This window comes from Bacillus sp. N6 (assembly GCF_052805735.1).
The window spans coordinates 1,300,310-1,318,020 of record NZ_CM127843.1 but is presented as its reverse complement, the minus strand read 5'-3'; the positions used below and the strand labels follow the sequence as shown (position 1 = coordinate 1,318,020).

The window sequence follows — 17,711 nt, the reverse complement described above, 5'->3', positions numbered from 1 at the left end:
ATCACGTTTTTTCTGTTCCTTCAACTAATTCAGCAAAAGCTTTCACTTTTCCGTGCGGTTGTTGATTTTCTTTACGCGCTTTCCAGGCGCGCTCTTCTTCTCGCTTCTTCTTAGACATATTTTTTCAACTCCTTCTTTTCTTTCTCCATGTAGTATTCCAAAATAAGAAAGAAAACTATGCACGTATCAAAAAAAGAAGTGGTTTCCCACTTCTTCCACTTTAGCGCTGCAAAATTGCATGTTTCGCCTCTTTTAATTGCGTAAGATGTCTTTGTTCATGCAAATCAAGAAATTGAACCCATTGATACAAATTCAGATCATTAAAAACAGGATGCTTTAATCCATTTTCAAATAGATCTTTTTCATCTATAACACTATGAAGCGCATGTAATAGTTCTTGTCGTGAATGTTCTAGTAATTGAATTCCTTGCTGTTTTTTCATTAAAGTTTCTGTTGGTTGCATTTGCTGAGGAGCTTCTCGTTTATGTGTGCGATCAAGCGTAAGTTGGAGGTCTTTAAATGGAGTCATGTTTCTTTCATTTTTTTGTAAAGCATATACAAGGGCAGACGTGACAGATTGTTCAACTAAATGCAAGTGGTGTAAAATTTGAATAATACTCCATTTATCACGGCGTGGCTTTACATTCACTTCTGTATCATTTAACATTTCAATTTCTGATAATAGCGTGCTTCGAGTAGACTGTAATGAGCTTACTAAACTTTCTAAACTCACATCCATATTAGATTGAAGCATACTTCTTTCCCCCCTTTTTGTTGGTGAAAAGAGGTGCTCCTTATTAGAAACACCTCTTTAGTATTCTGAATTTTCTTTTATTATCTCATCATTTTCCCATTATGTCGATGTTAAACATGTGAAAAAAAGCGCATGTTTTTTACAATTTTGTGTCGTCAATCGCATGTAACCATGCTTCAATTTCTGTAATAACACTTTTCACACAGCCTTCAGCAAATGGTGATGTTAAATTTGCAACTTCTACTAATTCTAAGAACGATTTACTTCCACCTTGTTGGCACAGATTCACATAATCTTCCCATGCCTCTTGTCTATTATCTCTTGCACGTTTCCAAAATTGTAGCGCACAAATTTGAGCAAGCGTGTAATCAATATAATAGAAAGGTGAGCTATAAATATGCCCTTGACGTTGCCAAAAACCACCGCGCTCTAAATAATCATTATCCTCATAATCACGATGCGGTAAATATTTCTTCTCTATGTTACGCCACGCTGTCTTACGCTCTTCAGGTGATGCTTCAGGATTTTCATATACATAATGTTGATATTCATCAACAGATACACCATAAGGTAAAAACAGAAGTGCTGAACTTAAGTGAGAGAAGTAATATTTATCTGCATCTTCTTCAAAGAATAGCTTCATCCATGGCCATGTAAAGAATTCCATACTCATAGAGTGGATTTCACATGCCTCATATGTTGGCCAATTATATTCTGGAATTTCAAATTTACGACTTTCATATACTTGGAAAGCATGACCTGCTTCATGTGTTAATACATCAATGTCACCAGATGTTCCATTGAAGTTTGAGAAAATAAACGGCGCTTTATAATTCTCAATATATGTACAATATCCGCCACCAGCTTTTCCTTTTTTCGCAACTAAATCTAATAAATCGTTATCTAGCATGAAATTGAAAAATTCATCTGTTTCAGCCGATAACTCTTTATACATCGTCTTTCCATGATCAACAATCCAATCCGCATCTCCTTTTGGAGTTGGGTTACCTGTAGCAAACTCAAAGTTTTCGTCGTAATAAGCTAACTTCTCTACACCGATACGTGCTTGTTGTCGCTTTCTTAATTCCGTTGTAACGGGAACGATATAATCCAGCACTTGCTGACGGTAATTAGCCACCATCTCCGCATTATAATCTGTACGGTACATTCTTGCATATCCAAGTTCAACAAAGGTTTTGAAACCTAAAGATTTTGCGATTTTCGTTCTCACTTTAACAAGCTCATCATAAATACGATCTAGTTCTTCCTCATTTCCAGCTAAAAATCCGTAGTATGCTTCACTTGCTGCTTTACGTTCGCTTCTTTCTTTTCCTTGCATAAACGGAATCAATTGCGATAACGTTCTTTCTTCTCCAGCAAAGTCAATTTTTGCGGATGCTAATAACTGTGTATATTGCGACGATAATTTATTTTCTAATTGTAAATCTTTCACGACTTCATCTGAATATGTTTTTAAATCACATTCTGCTAGAGCAAATAATTGTTTTCCATAATACGCCTCTAATTCTTCACGAAATGGAGAATTAATAAGTGCCTTATAATATTTTGTACCATATCCTTGTACAACTGGAGAGAATTCATCAAAGAAATCCTGCTCCTCCTTATAAAAAGTATCCGTCGTATCAACAGAATGGCGAATGTAACAAAGGTTTCCCATTGTACCAAAATCGTTGCGAATTTCATTAATTGAATGAATGACTTGTTTTTGTTCTTCTACAGTTTTTGCGTTATCAAACTTCTCTAAAGCAACAGTAAATTTCTCTTTTAACTCTTCAATATTTGGGCGTTTATATTCATAGTCTTTAAATGACATGAACGAGCCTCCTCTCCATTACATACCTTTATTATAATTCAATACGTATTCTCGAATTCCCTCTTAATTTTCAACAAAATTCGGCAGTGACTACTCTGAGTTCATTGCAAATAAAAAAGCCCTGGATTTATTTATCCAAAGCTCCTTTGGAACATATTATTATTTTTCATACTTCCCAATTTTTTTTAATAGATCAAGTAATTCATCTTTTTCATCTTTCGTTAACATTTCAAAAGACTGATGTATAACTTTCTCATGCCCCGGAAAAATAGAAGCAATAAAGTTCTCGCCAGACTCAGTTAATTGCGCGTAAATAACACGTCTGTCATTCGGACATGGGATTCTCTTTACTAATCCCTTTTTCTCCAGCTTATCTACAACATATGTAATGCTGCCACTGGCTATTAAAATGCGCTCACCAATTTGCTGGAGTGGTTGACCGCCTTTATGATATAGCAGTTCTAATACAGCAAATTCAGTTGGATTTAACCCGTTACTTTGTATAGATTTATTTGTAGTATCCATAACAGAACGATGTACACGAGATAATGCAATAAATACTTTTAAAGATTGAGAAATATCTTCTCGTTCATTATTTGATGTCATACAACTTTCAACCCTTCACTTAAATTCTCAGCAATAAAAAGAAAATGCCACTTCATACTTCATGTGAATTCCGAATGAGCATTCACTCATCCATTTCCTCTCCCCTAATATATTAAGAATCATTCTTGAATAAAAACATGACAATTTTAACATAGTTTATATATAATGATAATAAAAAAAGAAGGAGTACCACATTTGAAAGTCAAATTCCAAAGCATAATTATATATATATTGCTTGTTATCCTACCGACAATAGGGATTGGTGCTACATTTTATTCGTATCATACATATAAAATGAAACAGGAAAACAAATTATCCGCTCATACAGTTCTCTTTTTATATAGAGATTATTTAGATCATCATCTTGGTGAAGCAATTTCTGCTTTAGACATGCTTGCAAAAGTTGTAGGCACCGAGACTGGTAATATAAACGGCATTAAACAAATTGTACATGATACAGATGGGAACGATGCACGCTTCTCTGGTTTATATTACGCTACACCAGAAGGGGTCATTACAATCTCATCTGAAGATGAATCAAAGCCTATAGATGTTTCAGACCGTAAATATATTCAAGACGTGCTACAAACTAAAAAAACCACTGTATCATCAGTCATTACTGATCGCGTTCTTGGACATAAAGCTATTATGATTGCTACCCCCATATTCAATAAACAGAAAGAGCTCTCAGGATTATTATTAGCTAGTTTACGCTTTGATTACATTTCATCTTCTTTAAATGCCATTAAACCACAATACCATTTTGAGGTAACTGATAAACATGATGTAGTTTTTCTAACCGATGATAATAACGACACAAGTGATACGCATTCTAATATGCTTACTACCCCACTCCAAAGATTAAATTGGAAGGTCTCTGTTTCTCCATTACCTATTCATCAGAAAACCTTATACCAGTGGGTTGCAATAGAGTGTATCGCTACTTTATTTTTAATATCTATTTTATTTTTACTTGCTCAATATATGTTGTTAAAACGTCAAACAAAACTTGAAAGACAACAAAACGAACTACAGAAAATTGAATTAGTTGGAACTTTTGCAGCAAGTACAGCACACGAAATCCGTAATCCTCTTACTGGAATTAAAGGACTCGTCGCTCTATTAAAAGAGAAATATAAAGATGAACAAGATCAGTTCTACTTTTCCGTAATTGAACAAGAAATAGAGCGAATCAATGAAATTGTAAGTGAATTTCTTATTCTCGGAAAGCCAACCGCCATCATCGAACAAACATATGATGTAAGAACAATTCTAAATGAGGTAGCATTAATTATTCAATCTGAGGCGAATTTACATAACATTGTATTCCATTTACATTTGCCAGACCATCCTGTTCATATCCGTTGTTCGAAAGACCATATGAAACAAGTGGTTTTAAACATTACAAAAAATGCAATTGAGGCTATGACTTCTAGTGATACACTAACCATTGTAGTAAAAAACAATGAAACACATGCACAATTGCAGATTATAGATACTGGGAAAGGGATTCCACAACATATTCAAAAACACCTCTTTCATCCGTTCTTTACTAATAAAGATACTGGAACAGGTCTTGGACTTGTCATATGTAAACGAATTGTAGAGATGTATAATGGGCATATTTTTATCGACAGTACAGAAAATGAAGGAACGACAGTTCATATCGAAATTCCGTTACACATAGTATAATTATCCTTATCCTATAAGGGTAATTATACTTATTTCATAAAACCAGCCACAAGCATTCGCCAAAAATTATTTGATTTTCCTTCATACCCGATTTGGAAAATAGGTATTTTTATAATTGAAAACCATTTCGGTGTTTGTTTTTCTTTATAACATTGATATTGTAAAATAAGCTTGTCCAATTCTTGACTAACTTGAATTGTCTCCCTACTATTTAGCCCACTTGTTAATCCTAGTTGAATCATTTCTTCACGTTTCATATGAATATCACGTGAAAGCTTTTCTAATGTGTACTTCCTTTTTACAGTAAACATCCATATCCCCCTTATTATACTTCCATGCTCTTAACTTCACTTCTCCATTGAATTTTTTTAACTACTTAATCATATGCAAATTTGAAGAATCAGAAAATTTAACATTTTCTCCCTGTAATTTACAAATCTTTACCCTCACTTTGAGAATTATTACAAATTATTCTATCTTTGTAAATACATTCGCAATAATAGACATTTTTTTCATCTTCTTTTTTTATAAATTCTACGTAAACCGGGGATTCTTAATTTTCCACCTACTTTTCTTCGACATTTTTTGTTTAATTTATATAAAAAAGCAAAACATAATGATGATTGATAAAGTGAAACTTTCATCAGTGTTTTTTGTTCAGCCCCACTGATTATTAGCATTCATCAATCGGGCGTTTATTGGCAGTGAATCTCCCACCTATCCAGCCCAATGTTGAGGTGGGAGTCTTACTACCCACAAATAGCGGGATAACAAGAGAAAGGAAATATTTATATGCGAAAATATACGATTGCATTATTCATCATTGTTTTGTTTTTACCGTCCTTCTTATTTCCTATTCAAGCAACTGCTCATACGAATAAAGTTGCTATTGTCATTGATGATTTCGGCAATAATATGAAGGGGACTAATCAAATGTTGTCACTTCCAATTCCACTAACTGTTGCTGTTATGCCTTTTCTTCCTTCCACAAAAGAAGATGCAATAGCTGCCCATAAGAAAGGCCATGAAGTTATTATACATATGCCAATGGAACCTATTAAAGGTAAAAAAGAATGGCTTGGGCCGAAAGCCATTACAACCGATTTAAGCGATGAAGAAATAAACAACCGACTTGAACAAGCTATTCAAGAAGTTCCGCATGCAATTGGAATGAACAATCATATGGGGTCAAAAGTAACAGCGGATGAAAGAATTGTTCGCCTTATACTTGCTGCTTGTAAAAAACACGGTTTATTTTACTTAGATAGTAAAACGAATCCTAAGAGTGTCGTCCCAAAAATCGGAAAAGAATTAGGAGTTCCTATTATTGAAAACCAACTATTTTTTGATGATGTGTATACAGCAGGACATATTTCAAAACAAGCCCAATTACTCATCAAAAAAATTCAAGAAAAGCCTATTATGGTAGCTATCGGGCATGTGGGCCCCCCAGGTGAAATTACATCACGCGTTATTGAAACTTCTATCCCTAAAATTCGTGAGCATGCAGACTTTATTTTTTTATCTGATCTAGCATTATCCCCGCCTCCTGTTTCAAAATAAAGTTTATTACTCACATATAACCAGCCCTCACCAATCGGGCTTTTACGGGAAGCCCCCATTGCTTTCACTGAATTTTGAGGTGGGGATCTTACCGCCCACAAATAACGGGACAAAAAAGTACCTATCTGTATATAACAGATAGGTACTTTTTTAACTTAAATATAATCTACATGACTCACTCTGAATCCTTTTTTCTCTATTTTTCCGATTAATTGCTTTAATCTTCTTTCATCTAACTCATCTGATATATTTACAATAACCCGACGGATATATTGATCACCGTTATCGAGTGTAAACAAACCACCGATATTATATGCTTTTAACAATGTCCCAAGCTCTTTAATCGTCCCCTTACAATCTTGTGTTGCAATTGTTAATATATAACCACCTGTTCGCATACCAAATGAATCTTCAATAACATCAAATATATTCGAATGCGTTAACATACCGACAAATTCATTATAATCATTTAGCACGGCTAAAAACGGAAGCCGACGAATTACATAAAAGGCTCTGAAGAAGGAATCCTTTTCAAAAATAAATGCATTAGAATTGTCAAGCATATCTCCTGCACTTACATGATCTAATCCGCTATTGCATTTTTTTTCTAATAAATCTACTTTATAAATAATCCCCGTGAATTTCTTCTCATCTTCTGCTAATACCGGGATGGCTCGAAATCCCGTTTCGTTCATCATTTGCAGTGCCTCTTCACCAGAATCATTTATTTTGCAAAATGTTACTTGCTGCTTTGGCAGAAAATGATATTTAACTCGCAAAATATGTTCCTCCTTACATGTCAACATGTAATCTATATATAATAAGGAGACCTATATTTTATGAGTGAAATTATTTTTAAAACGCTTTCATTTATTTATTAACTTGTATCCATATCACATACATTTTTATATAACAGAGCTCCTTGCGCCCTTAATCATTAATAACTTTACATGATAGTTCATTAAATATTCTATACCCTCTAGCCATTTTTTTGATTCTTCTGGCGTTTTCCCCCACACAATCATGCCGTAATTATGAACAAGAACTACTCCTCCACCTTCAATGAAATTCGGAACATTACTTTCTAATAAATCAGCGAATTTTTTTTCATCTTCTACAATTGGAATTGTCATTTCTGTTATACCTTCTTTTCCGAAAACACGCTCCACACTGCGTTTATCGAACGTTACTTCTCCTTCTTCTCCATATAACTCTGATATTAAATGACTATCTACAGTCTGCACTTGTAAAATACATCCTGCACTACTTTTTTTATAAATATCTGCATGCATAAATGACTCTGCAGCTGGTTTTTCTTCATTTTCAAATACTGACTCGCACATGCAATTTACGACAATAAAATCTTCTTCCGAAAATAGCCCTTTATCTCTTCCCTCAACATTTACTAAGAATGTTAACGGCTCTTTTGACGTACATAGCGATAAACTAATTTTGGTACCATAAAACCAATCACGAAGTGCCAATTCAGATTTCACATCTTTTAATTCATTCCATCTCTTCAGAAAAAATAACATTTCGTCACCCCCGGCATAATATTCATATAAGGTTCGAATCCTTTCTATGTAAAAGGAATATTTTTTGATTATTCTAAAAATTTAATTGAATTATCACATGAGAACGCTTTTTTGTCAATATAGTTTCGTGGTTCTTCTTTAAAATAGGCTATTCATATGTCTATACTCCTATCTATTTCCTATTTCATTTTGCACATAAAAAAATACGCTATTCTTTAATTAAAGAATAGCGTATTTTCCTCATTTTTTATCCCGCTATTTACCGGGCAGTAAGACCCCCACTGATTAAAGTTTCACTTTATTTCTTTATTGCATTATATAAAAACTGTGCGTATTGTTCACGTGTTACGAAATTATCTCCTAAAAAGTTCCCTTCCCCGTCACCTTTTGATATTTTATTATCTACTAAAGCTTTCACATATCCTTTCGCCCAATGGCCATTTGGTATATCTTTAAAATTCTCTGCACTATTTTCATTTTCTTTTAACTGAAATACTCTTTGTAGTACTACTGACATTTCATATCGAGTTAATACTCCATCTGGACGGAATGTATCATTTCCATACCCTGTCATAATCCCAGCTTGAACTACTGCATCAATAGCCGTTTCATACATATTTCCTTTCGTATCTGTAAAGGTCGTTTTTGGTTTTAGATTATTTTCTAATTTTAAGTACCTTTGTATTAGAAGTGCTACTTGTCCACGAGTAATGTTATCCCCAAATCCAAATTCACCATTTCCATAGCCTATAAATAACTTTTCTTTCGCTAAGTAATTAATTGCTTCTTCTGACCAATGTCCTTTTAGCACATCTTTAAACTCTACCACTTCTGTTTTCTCATCTTCTTTAGATGTATTACCGTCTTTACTTTCTACTACATTTTGAATAACAGATCCTGTAAAGAAGATTCCTGTATCCGCGAATGGATCTTTCACACCAAATTCATATACTTTCTCACCTGGTGTACTCCATTTCACTACACCATTACTATACGTACCGTTATCGCTCTTCAGACGGATTTTCGTAGAAACCTCACCATCTTTTTCATATATAGGTACTTTTACTTCTTTATTTACTTCTGTTTCCTCTAAAAATACTTTTTGATTTTGGACATTAATATAAGCCGTCTTACTTAGTTCTATAACTGGTCGGACATCACGGATTTCATTTGCAACAAAACTTAGAAATACTAATTTTTTCAAATTGCTCACTGGTGATAAGTCTGAAATATAATTCGCTTCTAAATCAAGCTTTTGTAAGTTTACTAGACTTGATAATGGCGTAATATCCTTTAACTCATTGTTAGGTAAGTGTAATTGTTTTAACTGTGTCATCTTACTTAGAGGAGTAACATCTTTTATTTCATTTTTCCCGATCCACAATTCTTCTAATTGCTTCATTTGCTCAATGCCGGATAAATCTTTAACTTTATTACGTGTTAATACTAAATCTGTTAAAGGTAATGAATATAACGCTTTAATATCTTCAATTTGATTACCTGCTAAAGTTAAGTATGTTACATTTTTCAAAGCGCTTAATGGAGCAACGTTCGTAATTTTATTATTTGCTAAATTCAAGTAATCTAGTTGTTCCATTTTCGCTAATGCTGTTACATCTTCTATTTGGTTGCCTGATAGATATAAACTTTTTACATTTTTCATTTCAGTTAGTGGTGCAACGTTTGTAATTTTATTATTACTTAAATCAAGAGATTCTAAATTATCCATCTTAACAAGTGGCGTTACATCTGCAAATTCATTACCACGCAAAGCTAAATGATTTAATTGCTTTAAGTTCGCAAAGAACGACGGGTCTTTTATCTTCGCATTCGCAACTGTTAAAGATTTTAAATTTGGCATATATTTTAATGCACTATAATCAAGTATCTCATTTGTATTTAAAAATAAATCCTTTACTTGTAATAACTCTTCTTTCGTAATTGGTGTATTTAAATCTTTTCTATTAAATACTTTTTTATTCACAAGTTCTCTTAATTTGTTATCTGTTATCATATTTTGATTATCAACTGGATTATCCGTTTCCGTATTGCCTGAATTAGAGTTATCATCTAGTTTCTCTGTTTCTTTGTTACCTACAGTTGGATCTTTAATTTCAAATTGAACTTGATATTTGTGATCATATCCAATAGCTGGAATAAGTATATGCATTTGCATATTGTGCTTCTTCTCAAACTCGCCAATTTCAAATTGGACTACTTTCGTTCCGTTCTTCCTCTTATCTTCTGACAAAACCTTCACATCATGAAATACACCAGGCTGGTTTCTATCTTCTATTCTAAGATATTGAAAATAATCGCTATCTTGCATTGTTACAGTGACAATTTTTTTACCAGCTGCAATCGTTACTTTAGGATCTTTTATATATTGAGAAACCATAGATGGCTCGTCTTTTTGGTCCTTATATATTTTAATTTCAGTATCATACGTGCGATCACTCGCTGCTGCTACCGATTGATTTGCTTCAACTTTTAATGCCGCTAATGCTGGAGTAGAATACGTAGCAAATGGAATTGCTAATGTTGTCGCTACTACTAGCGCCTTCATATAATTTTTTTTCAAAATAATATCCCCTATCATATATAATTTTTATAATTGATAACCCTTATCAATTACCCACAAATAAATGATAATGAATATCATTATCATTGTCAATGAGAATATTACATTAAATTTATATTTTTAAAGATAAAAAATAAAAAGCCCTTTATTCAAAGGGCTTTTTTACCTATCGTATGAAGAATTTCACTTTTTTCCTTCTCATTGATGACACCAATTTTTTGCAAAATATTCGCGTACAATACAAGTTTATTATATATTCGTTCTGACATGTTCTCCCTTCTTTCCTTCGGCCAACTTTTTTTGTATTGGTAAATTATATGAAAGAGATGAGAAAATGTGTCCACTTTTTGCATAAATGCAAATCTTTTATTTTACGATTTGCAGACAATAAAACTCCCTCCTAAAAATTAGGCGGGAGTTTAGGTACTTTCACTTTATTTAACAAACTGTCCACTGAATATTATGCTTCATAAGTTCTTCTTCAAAACTATATGGCATTTTTTTATCACAAATTACATGTTGAATACGTGAAAATGCTGCTATACGATAATTCCCTTTCACGCCTACCTTCGTATGATCACATAAAATATATGTCTTCTCAGCTAATTTCATCATCGCCTCTGACAATTTCGCTTTCTCTAATTCAAAGCTGGAAACTCCAAAACTAGGTAATAACCCATCAATCGAAACGAACGCTTTATGAAAATGGAATTGCTGTATTACTTGCTGAGAAATAGACCCTGATACACGCGAATGCTTTGGAGATACTTTTCCACCTATAAATAAAACTTCACCGTGAAACATCTTTTTATTAATAGAAGAAATTAATTGTGTTGCGACTGGAAATGAACTTGTTACAATCGTTAAGTTTTTACGATGAACAAGGTATGGAACCATTTGAAGCGGTGTACTTCCATCATCAATTGCAATGACATCACCATCTTCTACAAATGTCGCTGCTTTATAACCAATTCTTTTCTTCTCTTCTATATGTAGCATTTCTCTTTCTAACATTGGCGCCTCTACCCCAGCGCCTGGAAGTTGAACAGCTCCACCATACACTTTTTTCAGCTTCTTTTCACGATCTAATTCTTCTAAATATCGACGAATCGTTTCTGTTGATACAGCAAATTCTCTCGCTAATTCTGAAACCTTTACTTTTCCTTTAAATTCTACCTTTTCAAGAATGGTTCGCTTTCTTTCTTCTCCTACTACAGACATAGATTCACCTCATTTATATCTCCCTCATAAGCTTCCTTGCTTATACAAAGTTATAATTTTCTTTGTAAGTAGAAACTTCTTCATGAATATGAATACCGCGCTTTGCTAGTTCATCAAAAATTAATTGTGGATTTTCAAAAGCTTCTTCAGGCGTAACAACACCCACCCTACTTACATTTCCAGTTGCAATTAACTCTGCAGCAATCCCAAATGGAATACCGACGTTTCTCGTATACGCCCTTAATTTTTCCCATCCTACAACAGAACCATCAGATAACGGATGTGTATGATATAACACATGTCTTTGCTTCTCATTATTTTTCATACCTATTACTTCTACATGAAGTGCATAACCATAAAGCTCTGTTTCTTGTCCTTCTTTCGATTGCAATAAATACTGCGAAATACAATCCATAATGCCTATTTCTTTCCCGTTTATTTCAATCTGATCATTACGCAATATGCCGTAATCATATAAAGCACGTACAAGTTGCATATTTTGCTTCGGCCAAGTTCCTCTCGTCTCTATCAGTTTGACACCTTTATTTTCTAGTGCCTTTGCTAACGTAATCGTTTCAGAATGCGGAATGATATACTGCGTTTCCTTACCATAAGGCGCTGGCAATTCTATTTCTCTCGGACGCGCAAACGGAAGTACTTGTTTAAATTCACCATCTTCATACACTGTACGCGATGGTAAATGTGGATCATATTCATATGTCGTTGTCTCTGTAATTGAAGCAGAAAAAGCAATCGGACGATACGAACCGTGACTTACGCGGACAGACTCTACAGTATCCAGTTGATTTGCTGCATGCATTGCCATCATTTGCGTTACACCTGGCGTCATGCCAAACCCAGGCAAACATGTTTTTTCATTTTGAACAAATATAGCATGCGATTCATTTTCTTCACCAAATCCATTTAGGTTCACACCGTGGCAGCCTGCTTCTGCAATACAGCGAGTCGACAATCCGTTTAGCTTTATCGTCGTACCGTCCAATACAATGTCATAACCTTTCATTTTTGCAACCGTATCCTCGTGATTCGTTACATCTACTTTTACAAAATCAACACGAGGATCGTTGAGCCATTCTACTACTTTACAGCCCTCTTCCTCGTTAAAATCGGCTACAGTAATCGTCTCAAAAGATGAAAATTGAACTAAATCCAAAATAGCTTCACGACAAATTTTACCTGCTCCACCTAAACAAAATACTTTCACCCAATAACAGCTCCTTTAGCAATACTATCAACTAAGCGATTAATATCTTCTTCATGTACATCACCTATATTTCCAATCCGGAACGTATCTACTTTCGAAATTTTCCCAGGGTAAATAACAAATCCATAGCATTTTAATTCGTTATATAACTGTTGAAACTCGAACTCCCCTTTTGGATAAATGAAAGATGTAATAATAGGAGATTGATATTTCTCATCTACTAGTGGCTTAAATCCGATTTCTCCCATTCTATTCACTAGTAGTTTTTGATTGTTGTAATATCGATTGTAACGCGCTCTTACTCCACCCTCTTTTTCTAGTTCAAGTAGTGCTTGATAAAAAGCATGTACAACATGTGTAGGTGAAGTAAAACGCCATTTCCCATTTTGTTTTTCCATCGTTTCCCATTGATCATATAAATCAAGAGATAAAGAGCGTCCTTGCCCTTTACACTTCAATAATTCATCACGTTTTGCGATTACAAATCCAAATCCAGGAACCCCTTGAATACACTTATTCGCACTACTAATTAAAAAATCAATTTGTAAATCAGCAATTTCTATTTCAATCCCGCCGAAACTACTCATCGCATCAACAATTGTAACCTTTCCATACTGCTTTCCTAATCTACATACATCTACAATTGGATTTATAATGCCTGTCGTTGTTTCACAATGAACAACTGCAATATGCGTAATCTCTTTATCTTCTTCCAATAACTTTTCTACTTCTACAATATTAGTAGGTTCCCACTCTTCTGTTTGGCTGACCACTACATCAATCTGTAACATCTCTGCCATTTGTACAATGCGCTTACCGTACGCACCATTTGTACAAACGAGAAGCTTCCCATTTCCCGGAATAACAGAGCCAATTACTGCTTCAACTGAAAACGTACCGCTTCCTTGCATTAACACTGTTGTATATTTCTCTTCTTCCTTCGTCGCTAACGATACAAGTTTAGCTCTTACTTCTTGCACCATCGTATTATATTCAACATCCCACGTACACCAATCGTATAGCATAACTTCTTTTACTGATTTTGTTGTCGTTAATGGTCCTGGTGTTAATAATAAGTAGTGATTTTCATTCATGATCCCGTACCCCTTTTATGAAATAATAAGTTCTTGTTTCTCGATATGTTCCATTACGTTTTCGAGCTCCTGCATCGTTTCAATCGTAAAATGAGCCCCATTTTCAACAAACCGATTACGAACTATTTCTATTTTTTCACGAAGCTCTACCGAATCCATACTCTCCACTTCCTCTTCCGTTAAACCGAGCTCACTACTTCCAAGAATTACACCAACTGTCCACATTCCAGCATTTCTACCTTCTTTCATATCTGATACTGTGTCCCCTACTTTTATCATATGGTTCATCGGATACACACCAAGTTCCATTGCATTTTTATAGCACATCCATGGGTATGGGCGGCCTGCTGGAACATCATCTGGCGTAACAAGAAAATCAGGTTTATATCCTTGTAAAGCTGCTTCCTTTGCTACAATATCCATCATTTCTCTCGTATAACCAGTTGTTGAACCGATTTTAATGCCTCTCTCACGTAAAGAAGCGATTACTTCTTTTATTCCATCAATCGGCGTAGCATAACTTGGCAAAATAGAAAAGAGAATTTCTTCAAACTCTTCATACATCTCATGAATGTCTGCTTCTGTTGGTAAGTGACCAAAGACATGCTTCCACTCATCCGCAATACGAGGCATTTCTGTTAGTGCCCTTACATGATCTATTTTTAATAATCCCATTGGCTTACGTGCTTCTTCTGCTGTAATTTCAACGCCGCGTTTATGAAAAATCTTCATGAATACTTCTAGTGGTGCAAAGCATCCGTAATCAACCGTCGTACCTGCCCAATCAAAAATAACTGCTTCAATTTTCATTCTGTCCATCACCCTTCTTACTTATCTTTTTTGCCATTGTGAAGTTCGGTTACGAAGTGCTTTCGTTCCCCATTCATATACAACTCTCACTACAATATTTGTAACAACAATAAGTACACTCATTGCAGCTGCTGGCGCTACATTTCCTGCATCATCCATATTTACGATTGATACGGCAGCTAGTTTAAAATCAGCTGCATATAGGAACACAACTGCCGATACAGTTACCATTGAATTTACGAAGTAGTACATTACCATTTCTAAAATTGCTGGTAAACACATTGGTACTGTTACTCGGAAGAATGTTTTATAAAACGGAATACCCATCGACTGTGAAACAAGCTCAAACTCTCGGTCTAATTTCTTTAAGGCAGTCGTTGCCGTAACAAATGTTACAGAATAAAAATGAATGATATTTACTAGTACTAATACAGCAATTGTTCCGTATAAAGAATGAAACGGATTCGTTACTGATAGTCCAAGAATTTGAATCGTTGGTTGACTAAAGAAAAAGACATATCCTAATCCGAGTACTAAACCTGGTATCGCTAACGGCACTATAGAGAAAAAGTAACCTGTTTTTCTGAAAAATTGTAGCTGGTCTATTTTCTCAATTGCATATGCGAATACAAATGTTAAAATCGCCCCAATAACTGCTGTAACTGCTGAAACAATTACGCTATTTTTAAATGCTTCAAGTCCATCTCCTGTTAAACTTGAAAAATTAAAATGCTCAAATGTAAAACTCATATTATATGGCCATACTTTCACACTTGCAGCAATACCAACTGCAACAAACAATAGAATGATCATAAGGGTAATCACACTACAATATATGATTGAGATTACATCTCTTTTCTTATTAGCTATTATTCTGTATGGTACTGCTTTTGAAGATAAGAAATTCGCCTGCTTTCTTTGCGTAATACGATCAACTACAAATGCGAATATAGCTGGGATTAATAAAATCATTCCGACAGTTGCACCCATCGGCATATTTTGCTGTCCAATTACTTGTTTGTATACGTCAGTAGCAAGCACATTATATTGCCCACCAACAATTTTTGGTGCCCCAAAATCAGTAAAACTAAGTGTAAACACAACAAACATTGCACTAATTAATCCGTACTTTACACTAGGTAAAGTAACCGTGAAAAATTGCTTTGTTTTACTGGCTCCTAACATATTAGAAGCTTCATATAAACGATAATCAGATCCTTGAAAGGCAATTAGCAATATGAGAAAGGCTTGCGGAAATGTATACATAACTTCAGCTATTACAATTCCTACTGGTCCATATAAAGGGATTTGTATACCTTCAAATAAACCAAACATTCCTTTCGTTACTAGCCCTTGATTACCAAATAAATATGTAAGTGCTATACCGTGCATCATCGTTGGTGCAAACAATGGTAATAACGCTACATACTGAAATACGCGCTTTCCAAAAACATTCGTACGGGCAATTGCATATGCGTAAACGAATGCGATTGCAACTGAAATAATTGTTGTTGCGCCCGAAATCCATACTGTATTTTGTAAAGACTGCACTAAAGTTGGTGTTGTGAAATATTTACTGAAATTCGCTAAACCAATGAAAACTCCATCTTTATTATAAAAAGCTTGTGTAAATAGTTGTAATAGCGGTAATACAAGTATGATAAGGAAGGAAAGAATCATACCGATAATTACGAGCCTTTGGATCCATTCCTCTTTCCCTATACTTCTCTTAATCTTTTTTTTCGTACTTTCTACCTTATAGTTTTCTAACATCTCCATCTATACAATGACCTTCTTTCCATATGACAACATATGATTTTCTGAGAAAGAGATTTGAATCGGCTTTCCTTTTCTAATAGCCGTTGCTTCTACTTCTGATGCTAATATATCCACTACAATTTTCTCATTATAAAGGTGTGTGTTTTCTTCTACGACTCGCACTTCCGTCCGATATACAGATCCGCGAAATTCCATACTTTCCACAACTGTTTTAATACCGTCCTTTTGTACAATTGTTACATGTTCAGGACGAATTGCATGTTCTTCGTTATTTTTCGAAAAGAAATTAATAGAACCAATAAAATCTGCCACAAACGGATTGGCTGGTCTTTGATAAATCTCCTCTGGTGTTCCAATCTGCATAATTTCCGCATGATTCATTACAACAATTTTATCAGCCATCGTTAATGCCTCTTCTTGATCATGCGTTACCATAATCGTCGTTATTCCTATTTTCTCTTGCAAATCACGCATTTCCCTACGTAATTTTTCACGCACTTTTGCATCTAAAGCTGATAACGGCTCATCGAGTAACAAAATATCTGGAGACAGAGCGAGCGCACGTGCAAGTGCTACTCGCTGCTGTTGTCCACCAGACATTTGAGCAGGATATTTATCTTTTACATTCAGCAAATCTACAAGTTTTAACGCATCTAGCGCTTTCTCTTTCACTTCTGCTTTCCCATATTTTTTTGTCTTTAAGCCGTATTCAATATTTTCAAGTGCTGTTAAATTCGGAAATAAAGCATACGATTGGAAAACCATTCCGAAGTTTCTCTTCCCAGGAGGCAATGCTGTAATATCTTTTCCATTCACAGCTATACTGCCAGTCGTTGGTTCCTCTAGTCCCGCTAAAATGCGAAGCAACGTCGTTTTCCCACAGCCACTCGGGCCTAATAAACAAACAAACTCATTTTTGTTCACAGTAAAAGAAATATCTTTTAACGCTGTAAATGCATCAAACTGTTTTTGAATGTGTTGAATTGATAAATATTCGCTCATTTTTCTCTCTCCCAC

16 protein-coding genes are annotated in these 17,711 nt (G+C 34.6%); 2 read left to right on the top strand and 14 right to left on the bottom strand.

Going from position 1 to position 17,711, the window contains the following annotated elements; all coding sequences use genetic code 11:
- Window position 1 precedes the first annotated feature (1 nt).
- The 4 genes from ACUXVC_RS06815 to ACUXVC_RS06800 all read right to left on the bottom strand — a co-directional run bounded on the left by ACUXVC_RS06815 (window position 2) and on the right by ACUXVC_RS06800 (window position 3,194).
- Entirely contained in the window at window positions 2-118 is a 117-nt protein-coding gene (locus ACUXVC_RS06815) for a DUF6254 family protein (RefSeq protein WP_000038355.1), read from the bottom strand.
- A gap of 102 nt (window positions 119-220) precedes the next feature.
- A complete protein-coding gene (locus tag ACUXVC_RS06810) occupies window positions 221-754 on the bottom strand; it encodes a DinB family protein (RefSeq protein WP_000941977.1) in 534 nt (177 codons plus the stop codon).
- 139 nt (window positions 755-893) lie between these two features.
- On the bottom strand, window positions 894-2,588 hold the full coding sequence (locus tag ACUXVC_RS06805; RefSeq protein WP_063546912.1) for a M3 family oligoendopeptidase: 1,695 nt from the start codon (window positions 2,586-2,588) through the stop codon (window positions 894-896).
- 159 nt (window positions 2,589-2,747) lie between these two features.
- On the bottom strand, window positions 2,748-3,194 hold the full coding sequence (locus ACUXVC_RS06800; protein WP_000203336.1) for a MarR family winged helix-turn-helix transcriptional regulator: 447 nt from the start codon (window positions 3,192-3,194) through the stop codon (window positions 2,748-2,750).
- A gap of 195 nt (window positions 3,195-3,389) precedes the next feature.
- Between ACUXVC_RS06800 and ACUXVC_RS06795 the strand changes: the two genes are divergently transcribed.
- Entirely contained in the window at window positions 3,390-4,886 is a 1,497-nt protein-coding gene (locus ACUXVC_RS06795; protein WP_098975726.1) for a DUF3149 domain-containing protein, read from the top strand.
- Window positions 4,887-4,915: 29 nt separating this feature from the next.
- Here the strand turns inward: ACUXVC_RS06795 and ACUXVC_RS06790 are convergent, their stop codons facing one another.
- Window positions 4,916-5,197, bottom strand: a complete 282-nt coding sequence (locus tag ACUXVC_RS06790; RefSeq protein WP_000495536.1) for an aspartyl-phosphate phosphatase Spo0E family protein — start codon at window positions 5,195-5,197, stop codon at window positions 4,916-4,918.
- 481 nt (window positions 5,198-5,678) lie between these two features.
- On the opposite strand from ACUXVC_RS06790, the gene ACUXVC_RS06785 reads away from it, so the two are divergent.
- Window positions 5,679-6,449 (top strand): divergent polysaccharide deacetylase family protein, encoded by a 771-nt coding sequence (locus ACUXVC_RS06785; protein WP_001234111.1) that lies wholly within the window; start codon window positions 5,679-5,681, stop codon window positions 6,447-6,449.
- Window positions 6,450-6,604: 155 nt separating this feature from the next.
- Here the strand turns inward: ACUXVC_RS06785 and cbpA are convergent, their stop codons facing one another.
- The 9 genes from cbpA to ACUXVC_RS06740 all read right to left on the bottom strand — a co-directional run bounded on the left by cbpA (window position 6,605) and on the right by ACUXVC_RS06740 (window position 17,696).
- Window positions 6,605-7,228 carry a cyclic di-AMP binding protein CbpA gene (cbpA, locus tag ACUXVC_RS06780; RefSeq protein ID WP_016082373.1) on the bottom strand — a complete coding sequence of 208 codons (624 nt, stop codon included), beginning with the start codon at window positions 7,226-7,228 and terminating at the stop codon, window positions 6,605-6,607.
- 126 nt (window positions 7,229-7,354) lie between these two features.
- Window positions 7,355-7,984 carry a class II aldolase/adducin family protein gene (locus tag ACUXVC_RS06775; RefSeq protein WP_000896010.1) on the bottom strand — a complete coding sequence of 210 codons (630 nt, stop codon included), beginning with the start codon at window positions 7,982-7,984 and terminating at the stop codon, window positions 7,355-7,357.
- Between the two features lie 298 nt (window positions 7,985-8,282).
- On the bottom strand, window positions 8,283-10,583 hold the full coding sequence (locus tag ACUXVC_RS06770) for an NEAT domain-containing leucine-rich repeat protein (RefSeq protein ID WP_144465517.1): 2,301 nt from the start codon (window positions 10,581-10,583) through the stop codon (window positions 8,283-8,285).
- Between the two features lie 420 nt (window positions 10,584-11,003).
- Complete coding sequence (locus tag ACUXVC_RS06765) at window positions 11,004-11,786, bottom strand: DeoR/GlpR family DNA-binding transcription regulator (RefSeq protein WP_000117666.1); 783 nt, start codon at window positions 11,784-11,786, stop codon at window positions 11,004-11,006.
- Between the two features lie 40 nt (window positions 11,787-11,826).
- On the bottom strand, window positions 11,827-13,011 hold the full coding sequence (locus ACUXVC_RS06760) for a saccharopine dehydrogenase family protein (protein WP_144465518.1): 1,185 nt from the start codon (window positions 13,009-13,011) through the stop codon (window positions 11,827-11,829).
- Window positions 13,008-14,105, bottom strand: coding sequence for a 2-aminoethylphosphonate--pyruvate transaminase (gene phnW / locus ACUXVC_RS06755; RefSeq protein WP_095691188.1), 1,098 nt, complete (start codon window positions 14,103-14,105; stop codon window positions 13,008-13,010). The genes ACUXVC_RS06760 and phnW overlap by 4 nt, the downstream gene beginning before the upstream one ends.
- Before the next feature lie 15 nt (window positions 14,106-14,120).
- A complete protein-coding gene (gene phnX, locus ACUXVC_RS06750; protein WP_095691189.1) occupies window positions 14,121-14,915 on the bottom strand; it encodes a phosphonoacetaldehyde hydrolase in 795 nt (264 codons plus the stop codon).
- 21 nt (window positions 14,916-14,936) lie between these two features.
- A complete protein-coding gene (locus ACUXVC_RS06745) occupies window positions 14,937-16,694 on the bottom strand; it encodes a putative 2-aminoethylphosphonate ABC transporter permease subunit (RefSeq protein WP_144465519.1) in 1,758 nt (585 codons plus the stop codon).
- The gene (locus ACUXVC_RS06740) at window positions 16,695-17,696 is read right to left on the bottom strand and encodes a putative 2-aminoethylphosphonate ABC transporter ATP-binding protein (RefSeq protein ID WP_000006196.1); all 1,002 of its coding nucleotides are present in this window, start codon (window positions 17,694-17,696) and stop codon (window positions 16,695-16,697) included. It lies immediately after the preceding gene.
- Window positions 17,697-17,711: the final 15 nt, after the last annotated feature.

Excerpts from the sequence above, each read along its gene's own strand:
- ACUXVC_RS06815 (WP_000038355.1), bottom strand. The coding sequence starts at position 118 with ATGTCTAAGAAGAAGCGAGAAGAAGAGCGCGCCTGGAAAGCGCGTAAA.
- ACUXVC_RS06765 (WP_000117666.1), bottom strand. The coding sequence starts at position 11,786 with ATGTCTGTAGTAGGAGAAGAAAGAAAGCGAACCATTCTTGAAAAGGTA.
- ACUXVC_RS06785 (WP_001234111.1), top strand. The coding sequence starts at position 5,679 with ATGCGAAAATATACGATTGCATTATTCATCATTGTTTTGTTTTTACCG.
- ACUXVC_RS06745 (WP_144465519.1), bottom strand. The coding sequence starts at position 16,694 with ATGGAGATGTTAGAAAACTATAAGGTAGAAAGTACGAAAAAAAAGATT.
- ACUXVC_RS06800 (WP_000203336.1), bottom strand. The coding sequence starts at position 3,194 with ATGACATCAAATAATGAACGAGAAGATATTTCTCAATCTTTAAAAGTA.
- phnW (WP_095691188.1), bottom strand. The coding sequence starts at position 14,105 with ATGAATGAAAATCACTACTTATTATTAACACCAGGACCATTAACGACA.
- ACUXVC_RS06770 (WP_144465517.1), bottom strand. The coding sequence starts at position 10,583 with ATGATAGGGGATATTATTTTGAAAAAAAATTATATGAAGGCGCTAGTA.
- ACUXVC_RS06775 (WP_000896010.1), bottom strand. The coding sequence starts at position 7,984 with ATGTTATTTTTTCTGAAGAGATGGAATGAATTAAAAGATGTGAAATCT.
- ACUXVC_RS06740 (WP_000006196.1), bottom strand. The coding sequence starts at position 17,696 with ATGAGCGAATATTTATCAATTCAACACATTCAAAAACAGTTTGATGCA.
- phnX (WP_095691189.1), bottom strand. The coding sequence starts at position 14,915 with ATGAAAATTGAAGCAGTTATTTTTGATTGGGCAGGTACGACGGTTGAT.
- ACUXVC_RS06810 (WP_000941977.1), bottom strand. The coding sequence starts at position 754 with ATGCTTCAATCTAATATGGATGTGAGTTTAGAAAGTTTAGTAAGCTCA.
- ACUXVC_RS06790 (WP_000495536.1), bottom strand. The coding sequence starts at position 5,197 with ATGTTTACTGTAAAAAGGAAGTACACATTAGAAAAGCTTTCACGTGAT.
- ACUXVC_RS06805 (WP_063546912.1), bottom strand. The coding sequence starts at position 2,588 with ATGTCATTTAAAGACTATGAATATAAACGCCCAAATATTGAAGAGTTA.